Source organism: Alkaliflexus imshenetskii DSM 15055 (assembly GCF_000517065.1).
Lineage (GTDB): Bacteria > Bacteroidota > Bacteroidia > Bacteroidales > Marinilabiliaceae > Alkaliflexus > Alkaliflexus imshenetskii.
Genome location: NZ_KI912105.1, coordinates 3,648,512 through 3,666,469 on the forward strand (window position 1 = coordinate 3,648,512; position 17,958 = coordinate 3,666,469).

Annotated in this window: 12 protein-coding genes; 10 read left to right on the plus strand and 2 right to left on the minus strand. The window is 42.7% G+C overall.

The annotated features are described in order from the left end of the window. The first annotated feature begins 89 nt into the window (after nucleotides 1–89). Nucleotides 90–1,427: a fasciclin domain-containing protein gene (locus ALKIM_RS0115090; protein ID WP_026475371.1), complete on the plus strand. Its 1,338-nt coding sequence runs from the start codon at nucleotides 90–92 to the stop codon at nucleotides 1,425–1,427. Nucleotides 1,428–1,645: 218 nt separating this feature from the next. Continuing rightward, on the plus strand, nucleotides 1,646–2,539 hold the full coding sequence (locus tag ALKIM_RS0115095) for a MerR family transcriptional regulator (RefSeq protein ID WP_026475372.1): 894 nt from the start codon (nucleotides 1,646–1,648) through the stop codon (nucleotides 2,537–2,539). An 88-nt stretch (nucleotides 2,540–2,627) separates the two neighbouring features. On the opposite strand, the gene ALKIM_RS0115100 is transcribed toward ALKIM_RS0115095, so the two are convergent. After that, the gene (locus ALKIM_RS0115100; protein WP_026475373.1) at nucleotides 2,628–3,977 is read right to left on the minus strand and encodes an MATE family efflux transporter; all 1,350 of its coding nucleotides are present in this window, start codon (nucleotides 3,975–3,977) and stop codon (nucleotides 2,628–2,630) included. A 323-nt stretch (nucleotides 3,978–4,300) separates the two neighbouring features. On the opposite strand from ALKIM_RS0115100, the gene ALKIM_RS18830 reads away from it, so the two are divergent. Further along, on the plus strand, nucleotides 4,301–5,782 hold the full coding sequence (locus ALKIM_RS18830; RefSeq protein ID WP_162148829.1) for a DUF3078 domain-containing protein: 1,482 nt from the start codon (nucleotides 4,301–4,303) through the stop codon (nucleotides 5,780–5,782). A gap of 535 nt (nucleotides 5,783–6,317) precedes the next feature. Here the strand turns inward: ALKIM_RS18830 and ALKIM_RS0115110 are convergent. After that, nucleotides 6,318–7,994 (minus strand): DEAD/DEAH box helicase, encoded by a 1,677-nt coding sequence (locus ALKIM_RS0115110; RefSeq protein WP_044118002.1) that lies wholly within the window; start codon nucleotides 7,992–7,994, stop codon nucleotides 6,318–6,320. 295 nt (nucleotides 7,995–8,289) lie between these two features. On the opposite strand from ALKIM_RS0115110, the gene ALKIM_RS0115115 reads away from it, so the two are divergent. The 7 genes from ALKIM_RS0115115 to yaaA all read left to right on the plus strand — a co-directional run bounded on the left by ALKIM_RS0115115 (nucleotide 8,290) and on the right by yaaA (nucleotide 17,935). Beyond that, nucleotides 8,290–9,297, plus strand: coding sequence for a GntR family transcriptional regulator (locus ALKIM_RS0115115; RefSeq protein ID WP_026475375.1), 1,008 nt, complete (start codon nucleotides 8,290–8,292; stop codon nucleotides 9,295–9,297). 156 nt (nucleotides 9,298–9,453) lie between these two features. Beyond that, nucleotides 9,454–10,926, plus strand: a complete 1,473-nt coding sequence (locus tag ALKIM_RS0115120; protein WP_026475376.1) for a xylulokinase — start codon at nucleotides 9,454–9,456, stop codon at nucleotides 10,924–10,926. A gap of 18 nt (nucleotides 10,927–10,944) precedes the next feature. Continuing rightward, on the plus strand, nucleotides 10,945–12,273 hold the full coding sequence (xylA, locus tag ALKIM_RS0115125) for a xylose isomerase (protein WP_026475377.1): 1,329 nt from the start codon (nucleotides 10,945–10,947) through the stop codon (nucleotides 12,271–12,273). A 187-nt stretch (nucleotides 12,274–12,460) separates the two neighbouring features. Next, on the plus strand, nucleotides 12,461–13,876 hold the full coding sequence (gene xylE, locus ALKIM_RS0115130; RefSeq protein WP_026475378.1) for a D-xylose transporter XylE: 1,416 nt from the start codon (nucleotides 12,461–12,463) through the stop codon (nucleotides 13,874–13,876). A 122-nt stretch (nucleotides 13,877–13,998) separates the two neighbouring features. Beyond that, complete coding sequence (locus ALKIM_RS0115135) at nucleotides 13,999–14,694, plus strand: potassium channel family protein (protein WP_084555913.1); 696 nt, start codon at nucleotides 13,999–14,001, stop codon at nucleotides 14,692–14,694. Between the two features lies 1 nt (nucleotide 14,695). Beyond that, complete coding sequence (locus ALKIM_RS0115140) at nucleotides 14,696–16,492, plus strand: TrkH family potassium uptake protein (RefSeq protein WP_026475380.1); 1,797 nt, start codon at nucleotides 14,696–14,698, stop codon at nucleotides 16,490–16,492. A gap of 675 nt (nucleotides 16,493–17,167) precedes the next feature. After that, entirely contained in the window at nucleotides 17,168–17,935 is a 768-nt protein-coding gene (yaaA, locus tag ALKIM_RS0115145) for a peroxide stress protein YaaA (protein ID WP_026475381.1), read from the plus strand. Nucleotides 17,936–17,958 lie beyond the last annotated feature (23 nt).

Below are 17,958 nucleotides of genomic sequence, written 5' to 3' on the forward strand. Positions count from 1 at the left end.
TTTTAGAAAATGATTAAACAAAACTGAGCGGCCTGCTGTTTAAGTTAGAAAGATTCCAAATAATGAATTTTCACTTAAAACAAAAAGTCATGAAAAAGTATCTGAATTATTTTCTGTTGGCAGCTTTGGTGTTGCCATTAACACTTGTCTCATGTGACAACGACGACGAAAAGGATGATCTTACCAATGGTAGCAACACAATTGTGGATGTGGCAGTTGCCAACAGCGATTTCTCCATTTTGGTTCAGGCCGTTCAAAAGGCCGGTTTGGTTGATGCCCTATCCAACCCCAACGCATCTCTTACAGTTTTTGCTCCTACTAACCAGGCGTTTGCCGCCCTTTTAACCGAATTAGGCTTTTCCAGCCTCGATGATATTCCAAACAGTGTGTTGCAATCTGTTTTACTTTACCACGTGCTGGGCGAACAAAAAACCTCCACTCAGCTAACTGATGGTTATTATTCGTCATTGCTGGCAGGACCAGCGCAGGGACTGAACGTATCAATTTATAAGAATGGTTCAAAACTTAACAACCGTGCCACCATCACCACGGCAAATATTATGGCCGACAACGGTGTTATTCACGTAATTGATAAGGTTATCCTTCCCATGAGTATTGCCGACCATGCCATTGCCAATAGTAGTTTTAGTTCATTGGTTGCCGCGGTGTCTAAATCGGGTCTTGTAGAAACGCTTGATTCGGATGAGGTGGCATTTACAGTGTTTGCACCAGTTAACGCTGCCTTTACGCAACTGCTAACCGACCTTGGTGTGACATTGGATGATTTGAGTGCAGAAGCTTTAACACCCATATTGCTCTATCACGTGGTGAATGCTATTGTGCCTTCTACTGCTGTAGCCGCAGGTTATGTACCCACACTTTCAACCGCTCAGAACAGAAACGTGAGCTTAGGTATATCTGTTGATGGCGGGGTTAAGCTCAATGGTTCAGCTAATGTGGTGGCTGTGGATGTGGTGGCTACCAATGGAGTGATTCATGTAATTGATAAAGTGGTAACGCCTCCAACCGTGGTTGACATTGCAATCTCCAATCCTTTATTTTCTATACTTGTTGAGGCTGTTGTGAAGGCTGACCTGGCCGAAACACTTAGTGGTGCTGGTCCTTTTACCGTCTTTGCTCCAACCAACGCGGCTTTCGAAGCTATTTTTGCAGCCCTTGAGGTTAGTGGAATTGCGGACCTCTCTGCAGAACAGCTCACTCCAATTCTTTTGGCACACGTTGTAAGTGGAAATGTGGCTTCAACTGATTTGTCCAGTGGTTTGGTTCCAACGTTAAACAGTGAGAAGTCTCTTGACATCGCCGTGAATGGCGGCGTAACAATCGATGGCTCAATTAACGTGGTGCTGGCCAATGTGCAAGGAACCAATGGAATAGTGCATGTAATTGACAAAGTTATTGTGCCTTAATCATAATATTGGATTTATGATTTGAGTTTCCGATTCATTATGAGTCGATAACTGCTACCGGGGATTATTCACAAACCTATAAACAGACGTTTTAATTGTGATTAATCCCCGGTATAGGTTTTTGTTTGTTTTGTAACTATTTTTGGGCGCAAACATGAACAAAAAAACCATTTTTTTCGTTATTCTGGTTAACAATGCCAATTGAGACAGATAATTTTATGGCCAGATACTCAATTAAAGATTTAGAAAAGATATCAGGAATCAAAGCGCATACCATCCGGATGTGGGAACGTCGGTATAAACTTATTGATCCTCAGCGTACCGATACAAATATCAGGTATTATTCTGACTGCGACCTAAAGCGTCTGCTCAATATATCTATCCTAAATCACAATGGTATAAAGATTTCTCATATTGCAGGCTTTTCAGATGAAGAGATTAAGAGCCGTGTGCTCGATCTATCTATCGATGGACGCAGCAACAGCGTGCAGATCGAAAGTCTCATGGTTGCCATGCTCGAACTCGACGAAGTGAAGTTTCTTAACGCCCTTTCGGCATCAATCATAAAGTTTGGGTTCGAAAATTGTGTGGAGAATATACTTTTTCCTTTTCTTGAAAGGGTTGGCGTATTATGGCAGGCAGGTACCATTAATCCGGCGCAGGAGCATTTTATGTCAAACCTGATTCGCCAAAAACTTTATGTGGCCATCGACAATGAAATGCAGTCTCGCGTGGTATCAGGACCCAGAATCATCATGTTCCTGCCCGAAAATGAATTGCACGAGATTGGTCTGCTCTTTTTTAACCTTATTGCCCGCAAAGAGGGTTTTGATGTGGTGTATTTGGGCGCTTCCGTACCTTTGAGCGATCTGCTTTTGGTTGATAAAGTGCGTCCGGCCGATGCTTTTCTCACAGCATTCATTGCTGCGCGTAACAAAGAGGAGTTGGAATTGATGATGAAGGAGTACTACAAACTATTTCCCGACAGGCAATTCCTGGTTACCGGATTTCAGGTTAAAGAGCTGAAACCTGTTTTACCTGAAACGTTTAGAGTGATATCATCTGTTAGAGCTTTTAAGGACGCCATTCGGTTGCTTAAATTCTCCGAATAGGGAGGATGATTTTTTAGCCATTTGCTTCCTCATCAGAATTACCCTTTTTCCCACCATCGCATCCACAAGCAATAGCATAAATAGCTGCCTACTTTTCAGGTAGCTGTTCTTTCACCACCGACTTGCTTTTCCACCTGCCACTTTTGTAATAAATCCATGTACCTATCAGGCCAATTATCCATCCCGACGGAATGCTCCACCAAATACCCGATTCACCTAAATGTTGTGATAAAAACCAGGCTGTAGGGATGCGTATGAGCCAAAGCGAAACCAACGTGATAAACATCGGTATGAGCGTATCACCCGCACCCCGCAAGGTGCCGTGCAGAACAAACATCGAAGAGAAAACGATATAAAAGGAGCATACGATTATCAGATACTCCCGCCCTTGGCGAATAACCTCCGGGTCGTCGTTGAACATCGCCATTAGCGGTTTTCCAAAAAATATTACCAATAACATAACAGCCAAACTGATAGCCCATGCCATCTTTTGCGTAGCCCACACGCCTTTACGTATGCGTTCTACCTTGCCGGCTCCCAGGTTCTGTCCCACAAAGGCCGACAAGGCCGATGCCAAATTCATTGCCGGCATGGCTGCCAGTGCATCAATACGGCTAGCGGCAGTATAAGCGGCCAGGGTAACGGTGTCAAAATTGTTGATGATACGTATGAGCGCCATCATCCCAAGTGCTACAAATGTTTGCTGAAATCCGGTTGGTAATCCTATCCGGACGCTTTGCATGAAGGAGTATGAATCGAAAGTAAGACTTTTGATACTGAAGTGAATGAGGTGATCGCGCTTATTGAGATAAAAAATGGCTGTTATAAAAGCGCCCATCTGTGCTATGACTGTGGCCCATGCTACTCCGGCTATTCCCCATTCAAATACAATGACGAACAGTAAATCAAGCACAATATTTACAACTGTGGCCACTGCCAGAAAAATCAAAGGTGTTTTACTGTCGCCCAACCCACGTAACACAGAGGTGGTGCCATTAAATCCAAAGAACCCAACCATACCTACCATATAAATGTTAAAGTAGGTCACTGCCTGAGGCATCACATCATCACCAATGCCCAACAGTGTGAATATCTGTTTGCTAAAAGTGATGCCAATGATGGTGAGAATAATTCCGGCGCCAAACATAAACAGGTAGATGGTGCCGATGGCTTGTTTTACTTTATCAAGCCGGCGCGCTCCAAAATATTGACTAATAACAATGGTTGCACCACTTCCAATACCGATAATAAAGGCTATGAGCGTGTAAAAGAGAGGAAAGGATGCTCCAACGGCCGCGAGTGCTTCTGTTCCCAGATATTTTCCAACAATAATACTGTCTACAATATTATACAATTGTTGAAATAAGTTGCCTGCCACCATGGGCAAGGCAAATTTAAATATCAGCCCGGCTTCACTACCTGTTGTAAGATCCTTCATGAATTATATGGGGTTTCCCAACAATTGGGAATCTCTGTTTTGGATATTTCATACAAAGCAACGCATTTTTTGGCAAAAACAGGTCATGTTCAGGGTTCTTTTAGATTCTCGTTTTTTTTTAACATCGCGTAAAAATTTGGTCAAATTTTTGTGTAGTACCCGCTTGACATTGATTTTTGTTTTTGAATTTTCGGGGAGGTGGTGGATTTGTTTTTTTGAATCTGTTTTTCAATTACATTTGCAACATCCGCTTTTTTGTCAGTGCCCTCCCAAATTGCAATACTAACTTATTCTATTATCTTAAGCCTCAAATGATGCTAATTATGAGAATACTTGCCGGTTTTATTCTTTTCGTCGGATCGTTTGGCTATATGGAGTTGGCCGCACAAACAGCCATGCAACGCTATTTCCGCCCCTTTCTTTTACCCGAAACATGGTATGAACAAGCTGGTGCAACAAACTTTTACCATGAACTTTCTGCAGCGAGTGCCTATGCACGTGAGCCATTGCAACTTCGTGGTTCGGTCATTTCATTTTATCCGTCAGATTTCATTCTTTCGCCTCAGGTTCAAAGGGTTAACATTTCAATGGGGATGATTAGTAAAGGAACCTCCAGCCCTTTAAATCCCTATCGCTTAAACTTTCTAACCGCAAGGCAAAGCACCTATATGCCGCATAGCCTTCCGGTTATTTATAAAAAGGAGGAGCTTCCTAACCTGACTCAGATTGAGCGCTTTTATGCAAAAACAGCTTTTGACAGGTATCGCAATTTTATGCAGCATCCCGGAGGAGGGGATTCACTTCAGTCTGTTTTCAGGGATACATACTATACGCGTCAGGGATTAATGCGAAGGGTATTTTATGAGTCACCCGAATTGGTGCGATACGATTGGCATGAACTGCCCGATCCGCCAAGGGTATTCCGAAGCAGCGAAGGATTGGCACAGCGCTCTTCCCGTGAAAGCATCGAACGTTACTTCAGTACTGGAACAGTTCAGCGTCCGGATCGTTTGCAGAAAGTGGATGTGGTTAAGTCGCCCTGGAAGTTTTCAGGCACTGAGAATATTCAGTTTTCTCAGGCATATCTTCGCAACTGGGTACGTGGTGGACAAAACTCCATTGCACTGTTAAGCGACCTTCGTTTCAAAGCTACATATACCGATGAAAACACACAATGGGAAAACAATATAATCCATAAACTGGGTATCATTGCCAGTGAAGGCAGTAAATCACGCACCAATGACGATCTTCTGGATTTGTCCAGTAAATACGGTATCAATGCCAGCCAGAAATGGTTCTACAGTTTACTATTCAACTTCCGGACTCAGTTTTTCAACGGTTACCTGCGTAACGATTTAAACAAGGAGAATCCAATCTCTGCGTTTATGGCTCCCGCTTATTTCTCGCTCGCTGCCGGTATGGACTACAAAGAGAAGAACTTTACTTTAATGCTTTCGCCATTAACTTCGAGGCTCACCGTAGTGCTCGATACAGCGAAGGTTGACCAGCGGCGTTATAACATTCCGGATGATAAACGCTCAATTTTCCTCACGGGTGGATCGCTACAGAACAACTTTACCTGGAACCTGAGCAACGAGATTAAGCTTACTTCTGCTATGAACATTTTCTATGACTATTTTGCAAAGGATGAGAATATTCAGGCTGAGTGGGATATGATTCTGGATATGCGTATCAATGTGTTCCTGAGCACCAGAATTGTAAGTAACATCAGGTATTTCGAAAGTGAATCGAGTAAATTGCAAATCAGGGAGAGCTTGAGCATTGCTTTCAGGTATAATTTCTAACGTGTGATTCTCTCTTTAGGCGTGTTGGGATGTAATAATTTCTTATTTAACTTTTTATAACAGAAATTTCTGGCTCTTATATTTTTTCGGTCATATATTTGTTGTGAAAGAACGAGAGTTTTTTCATAGGTTTAGGTTAGGTTAATTAGGTTTAGGAAGAAAAGAGGCTTAAGATTCGGTAAAACGAATGCATTGAGCCTCTTTTTTTTGTTGGATTTTTTTCTTTAGCTATTGCAGTCATACGATTTTCACCGTCATCCACTATACGCCACTGCCTATTTTCTGATTTTTCTTTAATGATTCAGGAGTTCTGAAAATATTTTAAATAAGCAGGCGTTTGCTTTTATTTGTATTTGTTAATCTGTTTTAGGTTTTGGTTGGATTGTTTGGCATGTGGTTTGTTTATTTAATTACAAAGTTTTCTCATAGTTTAGGGTTAGGTTTGGTTAAATGAAAAGCCGCCCGATGATTTTATTCATCGGGCGGCTTTTTTTATCCTGGTATCCGTCTAAAACAAGATGTTTTAGGAAGTTACTTAGTTATTTATCCGCTTTCTTCTGGTAAGCACTTTTCTGCCATCACCCATTTCTGCCGCTTCTGCTTCCATTGCCTGAACCATCAAGGGCATTCCTTTAAACCGTGCTTTTTTGAAGGCTTTAAGCAGATGTTGCTCATGCTCAGCGCCAGCTTCAAAAATCGATACTTTTTTCTGGATATCAATTTTGCCGATGGCTATTTTACGGTCAGGTGTTTGTCTGTTGATGATGCTTATCAGCACATCCGGACGCATATCGTTTTTTGAACCAATGTTTATGCAATAACGTGTAAACCTTTCACCACGAATCCGTACTTCGGGCTTGCCGCCGCTTTGTCTGCGACTTTGCCCCGGTTGCTGATTCAAATCGGCTGCATTGCGATAATCGGCATGTAACCTGTTGAAGCTGAATGCGATGAATTTTTCAATTATCTCTTCTTTCGACAAATGGTTCAGATGTGCACCAATGGTATTGGCAAAATCGCTGATTTGGTAACCTTGGCAACGTGTTTCAGCCAAAGCTTCAAGGTAGTTCGACAAACGCTTTTCAAACACCTCATTGCCCGATGGAATTGGACGATGGGTAAATTTGTGGCCTGCCTGCTTTTCCAAAAAGGATAATCTCCTGGTTTCGGCTGGAGCCAAAATCGCAATCGAAACACCTTTCTTACCTGCTCTTCCGGTACGTCCGCTTCGGTGTATGTAGTTTTCCGGGTCGTCTGGCAAGTGGTAATGGATAACATGTGTGAGGTTGTCCACATCAAGACCTCTGGCTGCTACATCGGTTGCTACCAAAATCTGAAGACTGCGGTTTCTGAATCTTCCCATCACGTAATCCCGCTGCGCCTGCGACAGGTCGCCGTGAAGTGCGTCGGCGTTGTATCCGTCACCCATCAGGCGGTCTGCAATATCTTTGGTCTCCATACGTGTTCTGCAAAACACAATGCTATAGATGTCAGGGTTGATGTCCGCAATACGGCGAAGTGCCTGATAGCTGTTTTGTGGTGCGGTCACGCAATACTCATGACTGATATCGGCATTGCTCACGTTTTGGCGGCTCACCGAAATGGTTGCCGGCTTATTCATGTGCTTGCCTGCCATCCGGTTGATATCGGGGGGCATGGTAGCCGAAAAGAGTAACGTCTGCTTAGTAGAAGGTGTTTGCTCTAAAATGGCATCCATCTCCTCTTTAAAGCCCATCTTGAGCATCTCATCTGCTTCATCCAGAACCAGAAAGCGGATGTTTGATAAGTTTAGTTTATCTCTTTTAATGAGGTCATTTACACGGCCAGGTGTGCCAACAACTATGTCACACTTCTTTTTAATAGCAATGATTTGCTGATAAATTGGCGCACCGCCATAAACCGGAACAACAGTTATCGGAAGTGTTCCGGTAAAGTTTTTTAAGTCGTTGGTTATTTGAAGGCACAATTCACGCGTGGGGCACAGAATGATGGTCTGAATGCCTTTTGAATTGGTATCCATTTTATGGAGCAGGGGCAACCCGAAAGCTGCAGTTTTGCCAGTCCCGGTCTGCGCCATTGCCACCAGGTCTTCATCTGATTCAAGAAGAAAAGGGATGGTTTTGGATTGAATAGGGGTAGGCGCAATGAATCCAAGTTTTTGAATGGATTCAAGAATTTCGGGCTTTAGCCCGGTTTCTGAAAATGTTTGCATGTAAAAAAATGAGTTAAATAAACCAGGCAGGGATTATTGTCTCCTGACTGTAAGCCCGGTCTCGCCATCTGATATTTTATTTCCGGGTAGATAAGTTACCATGACCGGGAGTGTGGTCTGCTCCGGAAAAATCAGAGTGCAAAAGTACTGACTATTTATTTAATAATGCACATTGTTTATGCTAATTGTCTGAGATTTATGTTTTTTTTGCATCTTTGAAGAAAAAAATGGGGAAAAGGCATACAACCTATTTTAAAAAGGCATATCTTTGACCGTAACAGACCAGAACACATCTATGACGTCCAAAAAAAGAGTTTTTAAGTTTAATCTAGATGCCGGCGGGGATATACCTAAGTTTAGGCAACTTATTGATTCAGTGAATAATGCCATCTCAGAAAAACGGCTTAATATTGGTGATCACCTGCCATCTGTAAATCAGGTTTGCAAGGATTATAGTTTGAGTCGCGACACTGTTTTTAAGGCATATTCCATACTTAAAGAACAAGGCGTAATAGATTCGGTTCCTAATAAAGGCTATTTTATCGCCAAAGAAGTTAGGCGTGTATTTCTCTTTTTGGATACGTTTAAGGCATATAAGGAGGTTTTGTACGACTCATTTACAAAGAATCTTCCAAGGAATATTCTTGTTGATCTCCATTTTCACCACTATAACCCTGAGGTTTTCCGTAAGCAGATAGAGGAGAGCATCGGAAAGTATTCAAAGTATGTGATTATGCCATTCGACCATCCGGGGATGGAGCAGATACTCGGCCTTATCCCTCGCGACAAGCTTTTGGTTATAGATTGGAATATTCACTCAGAGACCGCTGACAACTTGCTTTATCAGGATTTTGGACAGTCTGTATATGATGGATTGGAAGATGTATGTCATCTGTTGGGAAAATACCGGGAGTTCGTTTTTCTTTATCCGGAATTTACCAATCACCCAATGGAGTCGGTGCACTTTTTCGAGAAGTTTTGTTTGAAGCACAATATAAAATATAGTGTGTTAAATGATTCCAGTAACTTTGACGTAAGGGCTGGAGTGGCGTATCTTAGTGTAAGTGACAGGATGCTGGGACGTTTTCTGGAGCAATGTCGCGAAAAGAAGCTGGAACCAGGCCGAGATACTGGTATCGTTTCTTACAATGAAACGCCAATGAAAAAGTTTATTTATAAAGGTATTACCGTTATATCTACCGATTTTCAGACGATGGGGCGGAAGGCGGCCGAGTTTGTATCCAATGATATGTCGATGCAGATTTGCGTTCCTACTAAAGTGTATGTGCGCGAATCCTTATAAGATACTGTTTGAACTCTGTCATTATTTCTGATATGAACACAATGGTGGATGGCAACTGAATGTGGAAGTGATAAATAGTCAGAATCTTTTATGGAGCTCATGCGGAAACCAATATTTAGTTATAATTTTTAACCAGAACAGAACAGACTAAAGATTATGTACACCTTAGGAATAGACGTGGGAAGCTCGTCGGTAAAAGTTAGCCTGTTAAAGGTTTCAGATGGCAGTTGCGCTGCTTCAGCGTTTTACCCGTCTGAAGAGATGCCCATACAGGCAGTAAAGGCCGGTTGGGCCGAACAATCTCCTGCTTTATGGTGGGACAACATGAAAAATGCCCTGGCCGATGTTCTTAAAAGGGCTGCGGTAGACAAGAACCTGATTAAAGCCATTGGTATTTCATATCAGATGCACGGTCTTGTGGCTCTCGATAAGAACGGCAATGTGGTGCGGCCATCCATAATCTGGTGCGACAGCCGGGCTGTTGAAATCGGTGATAAGGCGTTTAAAGAGTTGGGTGCCGATTACTGTCTTAACAACTGCCTGAACTCACCAGGAAACTTCACTGCCTCCAAACTCAAATGGGTTAAGGAGAATGAGCCTGAGCTATTTGCTACCATTTATAAAATCATGCTTCCGGGTGACTATATCGCCTATAAGCTTACCGGAGTTATGCAGACCACTGTTTCAGGTCTCACCGAGGGTATTATGTGGGATTTCAAAAATGAATCTGTAGCTGGCGATTTGTTTGACTATTATGGTTTCTCAAAGGATTTGATACCTGAGATTGTACCCACTTTTGCTGAACAATCGCATGTAAATGCAGCGGTTGCTGCCGAGCTCGGACTTCCGGCAGGCATCCCCGTAAGCTACAGAGCCGGTGACCAGCCCAACAATGCTTTTTCACTCAATGTGCTTGAGCCAGGTGAAGTTGCTGCAACAGCAGGTACTTCCGGAGTTGTATATGGTGTGAATGATCGTCTTGCTCGTGATGAGCAGTCGCGGGTTAATACTTTTGCACACGTAAATCACACCGCTGAAGCCAAACGTCTTGGCGTATTGCTGTGTATCAACGGCACAGGCATTCTCAATTCCTGGCTCCGTCGTAATGTGGCTGCAAATCTTGGTTATGTTGAAATGAACGATGTGGCCATGAAGGCTCCTGTTGGTGCTGGTGGTGTTTTGATTTATCCTTTCGGAAATGGTGCAGAACGTGTACTTGGTAACGCCAATCCTGGTGCTGCAATCAAAGGTTTAAGCTTCAATGTGCATAACCAGTCGCATATTTTGCGTGCCGCTCAGGAAGGGATTGCATACAGTTTCCGTTATGGTGTTGACGTAATGGGTGAAATGGGTATTAAGGCTGAAGTGGTTCGCGCCGGTAAAGCCAATATGTTCCTCAGCCCGCTCTTCCGCCAGACAATGGCCAACGTGCTCAATGCACGCATCGAGTTGTACGATACTGATGGCGCTTTGGGTGCTGCCCGTGGCGCTGCTCTTGGAGCCGGTATTTATAAATCGGCTGCCGAAACATTTGCAACGCTAAAATGTCTTGAAACCATTGAACCCAATGGCGATAAGGCTGCTGTTAATGAAACATACGAGAGTTGGAAAAAACAACTGAATTTTTAATAGGTAATAATTTTAATTATGAGTGTAGTATTAGGAAACAAAGAGTATTTCCCCGGAATTGGAGAAATTAAGTATGAAGGCCGTGATTCTAAAAATCCTATGGCTTTTAAATGGTACAATCCCGAGCAGGTGATTGCAGGTAAAACCATGAAAGAACACTTGCGTTTTGCAGTTTCTTACTGGCATACTTTCTGTGGCGAAGGTGGTGACCCATTTGGTCCCGGAACAAAGAACTACCCATGGAACAATGGTACCGACGCTGTATCTGCTGCCAAAAACAAAATGGACGCTGCTTTCGAATTCTTTACCAAGCTGGGTGTTCCCTACTATTGCTTCCACGACATCGACCTTGTGAACGAAGGCGCTTCTTTAGCTGAGTATGAGAAAAATCTTCAGGCTATTGTTGACTTTGCTAAAGGCAAACAAGCTGAATCTGGTGTGAAATTGTTGTGGGGTACTGCCAACGTATTCAGCAATCCACGTTATATGAACGGCGCTTCTACCAACCCTGATTTTGCTGCTTTGGCTTATGCCGGTGCGCAGGTTAAGAATGCCATTGATGCAACCATCGCGCTAGGTGGCGAAGGGTACGTATTCTGGGGTGGACGCGAAGGTTATATGAGCCTTTTAAACACCAACATGAAGCGTGAACTCGAGCACATGGGACGTTTCCTTACTATAGCTCGTGACTATGCTCGCTCACAAGGCTTCAAAGGTTGTTTCTACATTGAACCAAAACCAATGGAACCCACCAAGCATCAGTACGATTTCGATTCAGCTACTGTAATCGGATTCCTTCGTCAATTCGGTCTTGACAAAGATTTTAAAGTAAACATTGAAGTGAACCATGCTACTTTGGCAAACCATACCTTCCAGCACGAGTTGCAGGTTGCTGTTGATGCCGATATGCTTGGTTCAATTGATGCCAACCGCGGTGACTACCAAAACGGATGGGATACCGACCAGTTCCCAATGAACATTCAGGAGACTGTTGAAGCGATGTTGGTTATTCATGAGGCTGGTGGTTTCAAAACCGGTGGTATCAACTTTGATGCTAAAACACGTCGTAACTCTACCGACCTGGAGGATATCTTCATTGCTCACATTGGCGGTATGGATACCTTTGCACGTTCACTCGTTATTGCTGACAACATCCTTAACAATTCTGATTACAAGAAAATGCGTGCTGCCCGTTATGCCTCGTTCGATAGCGGAAAAGGTGCTGAGTACGAAGCTGGTAAACTTACACTTGCTGACCTGCGCAACATTGCTGCAGCCAATGGCGAGCCTAAGCAAATCAGCGGTAAACAAGAGCTTTACGAGCAATTGCTTAACATGTATATTTAATCATTGTCGTTTCACGATAATTGAAAATTACATTATATTTAAATGCCGGGAGTCCAGAAATGGATTCCCGGTATTACTTGTTTTTAGGATATTGCATATTCCCTTTACCACCTTTTACCAATGAGGCTTCAATTTTTCTTAAAGTTTTAGCCTCAAAAAAATCAATCTAAAATTAAAATCTACGCGAATGAAGAATGGTCAGAACAAATTTTATGTGATTGGCTTAACACTGGTCGCCACGCTGGGTGGATTGCTGTTTGGATACGATACGGCAGTTATTTCAGGCACGGTGGGCTCGTTGAACCAGTTTTTTATTGCACCACAAGGGTTATCCGAAACGGCTGCCAACTCGCTATTGGGTTTTCTGGTGTCGAGTGCTTTAATTGGCTGCATTGTAGGCGGTCTGATTGGTGGTATTGTAAGTTTGAAGCTAGGGCGTAAGCGCGGATTGATACTCGCGGCGCTGTTGTTTTTCTTCTCTGCTATGGGTTCGGCAATGCCGGAGATGGGTTTTAAACCCATTGGCGAAGGCGATTTCGCTTTTTTCTGGCATTTTGTTATTTACCGGTTTATTGGTGGTGTAGGCGTGGGGCTTGCCAGTATGTTATCGCCCATGTACATTGCCGAGATTGCACCTGCTAAAATACGGGGGCGCCTGGTGTCTTTCAACCAGTTTGCCATTATTTTTGGTATGTTGGTGGTTTATTTTGTTAATTACGGCATTGCCCTGCAAGGTGATGATTCGTGGTTGAATACCATCGGATGGAGATGGATGTTTGCCTCAGAGATGATTCCCGCCGGCTTGTTCCTTGTTCTTTTGTTTTTTGTGCCTGAAACGCCACGTTATCTGGTGCTTACAGGCAAGGAAAGTAAAGCACTTGGTATTTTAGAGAAGGTGAATGGCAGCATCAAGGCGCCTGAAATTTTGGCTGATATCAAAAACACCATCGTGAGCCACTCCGGAAAACTGCTTTCTTATGGTTCGTTGATTATTGTTGTAGGTATTTTTCTTTCGGTATTTCAGCAATTTGTTGGTATCAACGTGGTGCTGTATTATGCCCCTGAGATATTTAAAAACATGGGATCTGGTACCGATACGGCCTTGTTGCAGACCATTATTGTCGGAGCCATAAACCTCTCCTTTACCGTAGTTGCCATTCTTAGTGTAGATAAGTTTGGCCGTAAGCCGCTGATGATTATTGGCGCAGGGGGAATGGCATTCTTTATGTTTGCATTGGGATTTTCATTCTATTTCCAAACAATGGGACTCGGTGCATTGATATTTATGTTAGGATATGTGGCCTGTTTTGCTGTGAGCTGGGGACCTGTGGTTTGGGTATTGCTGTCTGAGATATTCCCCAACCGCATTCGCGGACGTGCGATGGCTGTAGCCGTGGCTGCTCAGTGGATTGCCAACTATTTGGTGTCGTGGAGTTTCCCAATGATGGACAAAAGTACTTTCCTGATTGAACGTTTCAACAACGGATTTGCTTATTGGATCTATGGTGTAATGGGCATCGTAGCTGCTGTCTTCGTTTGGAAAATGGTTCCTGAAACCAAAGGTAAAACACTCGAAGAGATGGAAGCACTCTGGAAGAAATAATTCAGATTTAGAATATTACAACCGGAACTTGTCAGACAGGTTCCGGTTTTTTTTTATCCATAATGCATTGACACTTTCACAAACCTGCCTAAATTAGTATTACCATAGGTGATACAAAAAAAATGATAGAACACAAGTTTGCCATTATTGGATTGGGGCAGTTTGGCGGAGCCATTGCCCGTACGTTGGCGCAGCGTGGTGCCGAAGTTCTCGCCATCGACCAGGATGAGCGGCATGTGGATGAGATTGCCGATAGCGTGGCCAATGCAATTGCACTTGACGCAACCGACAAAAAAGCTTTGCTCTCGGTTGATATTACCAGCTTTGATGCCGTGGTTGTAGCCATTGGTGAAGACTTTGAACAGCTTTTGTTAACAACTACTTTGCTGATGGAGTTGGGCGTGAAGCGCATCATTGCAAGAGCTCGTGGGCGAAACCAGAAAATCATACTTCAAAAAATTGGGGTAGAAGAGATATTGTCGCCCGAGGATGAGGTGGGGGCAGCAGTGGCTGAAAAATTGGTTAATCCATCCATTATCTCTTATCTGGAACTTCCTGATGCGTATTCTATTATGGAAATTATCTGTCCGCCAGCCATTTCCGGCTGTAAACTTTCCGATATTGACCTGCGCCGCCGTTACCACATCAATCTCATTACCATAAAGAAAGTATCAACCGTTAACGAGAGTGGTTTTATAAAGAAAGTTGGTCGTATTGCAGGTATTCCGCATGGCGAAACTGTTGTGGAAGGGGATGATTTTTTGGTGCTGTTTGGCAAACGTACCGATTTGGAGCGTTTCATTAAGGTAAATCAGTAGTATGGATAGGCGAAGATTTTATGAGCGAATAAATCTATTTGTTTACGACAATCGCGAAAGCGCCTTACGTTTTATCAATCGGTTATCCTGGTTGTTCTGGATTGCCGGTGTTGCAATTGTCACTTATTTTCAGGGCTTCTCTCACCAAATTTATGGTTATACACTACTCTTATGGGCATTCTGGCGTGTTTTGGATTTCTTTATTCTACGTTTTGTCCTTCGGATGTTTCTTAGTTTATCGCTTAAGCAGTTTCTAAGAGACAGCCGCACAGAGAAATGGATTGTTTTACTGCTATTATTTGATCATCTTTTTTATTGGATTAGCGGCATTAATTTTTTCACCGGGGTATTACCTTTTATTGATATTGGAATCTATTTTGGGTTTTTGCAGCTGCTTTTTGGGTTTTTGCTTTTCGCAGAAATTGGCACTTTGGTATTCGAATCGTCTAAATTAAAGCTGAACCCCGCGCTTTTGCTAGCCCTCTCTTTTATTTTCTTGATAGTGGCAGGCGCTCTGTTTTTGCATCTTCCGGAAATGACTATTACGGGGCGTATATCATGGATTGATGCGTTTTTCACCTCTACCAGTGCCAGTTGTGTTACCGGACTCAGCGTGCTTAATACCGGTTCAGAATTTACCTTTAAAGGGCAGATGGTGATATTGGTGTTGATTTTCATCGGCGGATTAAACATGCTTACCATTGCCACATTTATCGGTAGTTTATACCATAAAACAGGCAGTTTACATGCCGCGGGCGTAATCAAAGGCTTTCTTGATTCTGATCAATCGGCTAATTTGCATGCCATTCTTCGTAATGTGATACTTTACGCCGTGGTGATTCAAGTATTTGGTGTGATATTGATTTTTTTTAGTTGGGGCAATGGATATCCGTTCAATAATGTTTCAGATAGGCTCTACTATTCAGTTTTTCATGCCATTTCAGCATTCAACAATGCCGGCTTTTCACTCTTTACTGATGGATTTTATGATGATTCGCTTCGTTATAACTACACATTGCATCTATCAGTTGCCTTGTTGATAATTGTTGGTGGAATCGGTTTTTTGGTGCTTCAGGATGTGTTTGCTTTTAACAACCGTATGGAGCGTAAAACACAATCCTGGAAGAAGTTGTTGGTGAATACCCGCCTTGTGTTGTATGTAACTCTGATACTACTAATTGGAGGAACGGTAATGTTCATGCTTTTCGAGTATCGTAATACACTAAATGAGCACTCTTTTTCGGGCAAATTGGTCACCGCATTTTTCCAGTCTGTCACCACACGAACAGCCGGTTTCAATACAGTTGACTTCTCCTCGATATCCGGACCAACGCTACTGGTTTGTCTCTTGTTAATGTTCGTTGGCGCCTCCCCAGGGTCAACAGGTGGTGGCATTAAAACAACTACCATCGCAGTGGCTTTTAAGGCGGCATGGGCCAATCTTCGCGGACGTGAGCATGTGGAGTTTTTTCAACGCAACATACCCTGGGCTTACGTCAACAAAACCTATGCGGTATTGATAAGTGCATTCTCTCTGTTGCTCTTATTTACTCTCTTGATGGCTGGTATTGAACGCGATTTCCCGCTTCGTGATATTGTTTTTGAGGTGGTGTCAGCATTTGGAACTGTTGGTCTTTCCATGGGTATTACCCCTGACCTTTCTGATGGTGGTAAACTCATTCTCATATTTGCTATGTACGTGGGGCGTATTGGGAGTCTTACTCTCGGGCTTGCGCTCACGCGCAAGATTCTTTATACCAAATATCGATATCCTGATACCCGGCTGATGATTGGGTAAGCAAGCGGGAGGTTTCTGGTTGGGCGCTTAAAATGAGCGCTTTGATAATGGTCTTAACTGTTGCCACAAACATTTTTCGGTGCATACTAAAACTTACTCTGTCAGGTAGTTTATATGTTTTTGAGTGGGGTTAAAATGTATATTTTAGTTGATTGGTGTCGGGTTAAAATTTAATACTAAACAATGAAGTCTTTATTCATGAAGCTTCAGAGAGTTTTAAGCTTCAATGGGGCTTTCTTTCCGCCTCAAGGAATTTCCGTTAAGAAAATCAATTTTATCGTCGTCAGAAATTCGGACTGTTTTAGCGTAGCGAGTTTCTGAATTTTAGACAATAGGCTTGATTTTTAGTAGATTACTTGCAACGGCGGCATTTTTTGTTTACTTTTTTTTGCTGTAGAAAAAAAGTAAAAGCCCGTGCGGCTATAGCACTTAAAAGAAGGTTAGTTTTTTTCCGGACTATGATAATTTTAGTTTAAGTATTACTCTTGTAAAAAATCGGAAATCTCTATCTTAACAATCAAAAGTTCGTGATGCACAAACCTTTTGAATGAAATGTTAAGTTATTTATCTTAGCATATTGTTTGATTCAAACAACTGAACTGCTAAGAAGTTACCACAACTGGCAATATCTTTGCCTGCCTTGTGTTTTTTCAATCAATAAATTGATAAAAAGATATGTTAATTATACTGTCACCTGCCAAAACGCTTGATTTTGATAGCAAAAGGCCCAAAGTGGAATCCACTGATATTCGCTTCCCTATGGAATCTCAGACGTTGGCATCCCTTCTTAAAATGAATAGCCCCGATGAGTTGGCTCAATTGATGCGTATCAGCAGTCAACTCGCAAATTTAAATGCCGAACGCTATTTTCAATGGAAGTGGCCATTCGCAAAAGATGATACACGTCCGGCTCTCTTTGCCTTTAAAGGCGATGTTTACACCGGATTGGATGCTTTCTCGATGGAGATGGATACCATCCGTTACACCCAAACACATGTTCGTATTTTATCAGGATTATATGGCCTTTTGAGGCCTCTGGATGCCATAATGCCCTACCGGTTAGAAATGGGTACCCGCTTAACAACCGATAAAGGTGACGATTTGTATCATTTCTGGGGAAATGAAATTACCCGATTGCTTAATGAAGATATGAAGCAGGCGGGACAAACTGTTTTGGTTAATCTTGCCAGTCAGGAGTATTTTAAGTCGTTAAATGAGAAGTTGCTGGATGCTAAAGTTGTAACGCCTGTGTTTAAAGATTACAAAAATGGAGACTATAAAATAATCAGTTTTTTTGCCAAGAAAGCACGCGGCATGATGACACGTTTCATAGTCGAAAACCGGTTATCCAATCCCGAAGATATAAAAGCGTTTGATATGGATGGCTATCATTTCAACAACGAGATGAGCAAGAATAGCCAAATGGTTTTCACACGCAGATGATACATCATTAGGCTGATAGCTGT

What these genes read in the sequence shown, in the direction of transcription:
- ALKIM_RS18830 (WP_162148829.1), top strand. Translation starts at nt 4,301, where the DNA reads ATGAGAATACTTGCCGGTTTTATTCTTTTCGTCGGATCGTTTGGCTAT.
- xylA (WP_026475377.1), top strand. Translation starts at nt 10,945, where the DNA reads ATGAGTGTAGTATTAGGAAACAAAGAGTATTTCCCCGGAATTGGAGAA.
- ALKIM_RS0115100 (WP_026475373.1), bottom strand. Translation starts at nt 3,977, where the DNA reads ATGAAGGATCTTACAACAGGTAGTGAAGCCGGGCTGATATTTAAATTT.
- xylE (WP_026475378.1), top strand. Translation starts at nt 12,461, where the DNA reads ATGAAGAATGGTCAGAACAAATTTTATGTGATTGGCTTAACACTGGTC.
- ALKIM_RS0115090 (WP_026475371.1), top strand. Translation starts at nt 90, where the DNA reads ATGAAAAAGTATCTGAATTATTTTCTGTTGGCAGCTTTGGTGTTGCCA.
- ALKIM_RS0115120 (WP_026475376.1), top strand. Translation starts at nt 9,454, where the DNA reads ATGTACACCTTAGGAATAGACGTGGGAAGCTCGTCGGTAAAAGTTAGC.
- ALKIM_RS0115135 (WP_084555913.1), top strand. Translation starts at nt 13,999, where the DNA reads ATGATAGAACACAAGTTTGCCATTATTGGATTGGGGCAGTTTGGCGGA.
- ALKIM_RS0115115 (WP_026475375.1), top strand. Translation starts at nt 8,290, where the DNA reads ATGACGTCCAAAAAAAGAGTTTTTAAGTTTAATCTAGATGCCGGCGGG.
- ALKIM_RS0115110 (WP_044118002.1), bottom strand. Translation starts at nt 7,994, where the DNA reads ATGCAAACATTTTCAGAAACCGGGCTAAAGCCCGAAATTCTTGAATCC.
- ALKIM_RS0115095 (WP_026475372.1), top strand. Translation starts at nt 1,646, where the DNA reads ATGGCCAGATACTCAATTAAAGATTTAGAAAAGATATCAGGAATCAAA.
- ALKIM_RS0115140 (WP_026475380.1), top strand. Translation starts at nt 14,696, where the DNA reads ATGGATAGGCGAAGATTTTATGAGCGAATAAATCTATTTGTTTACGAC.
- yaaA (WP_026475381.1), top strand. Translation starts at nt 17,168, where the DNA reads ATGTTAATTATACTGTCACCTGCCAAAACGCTTGATTTTGATAGCAAA.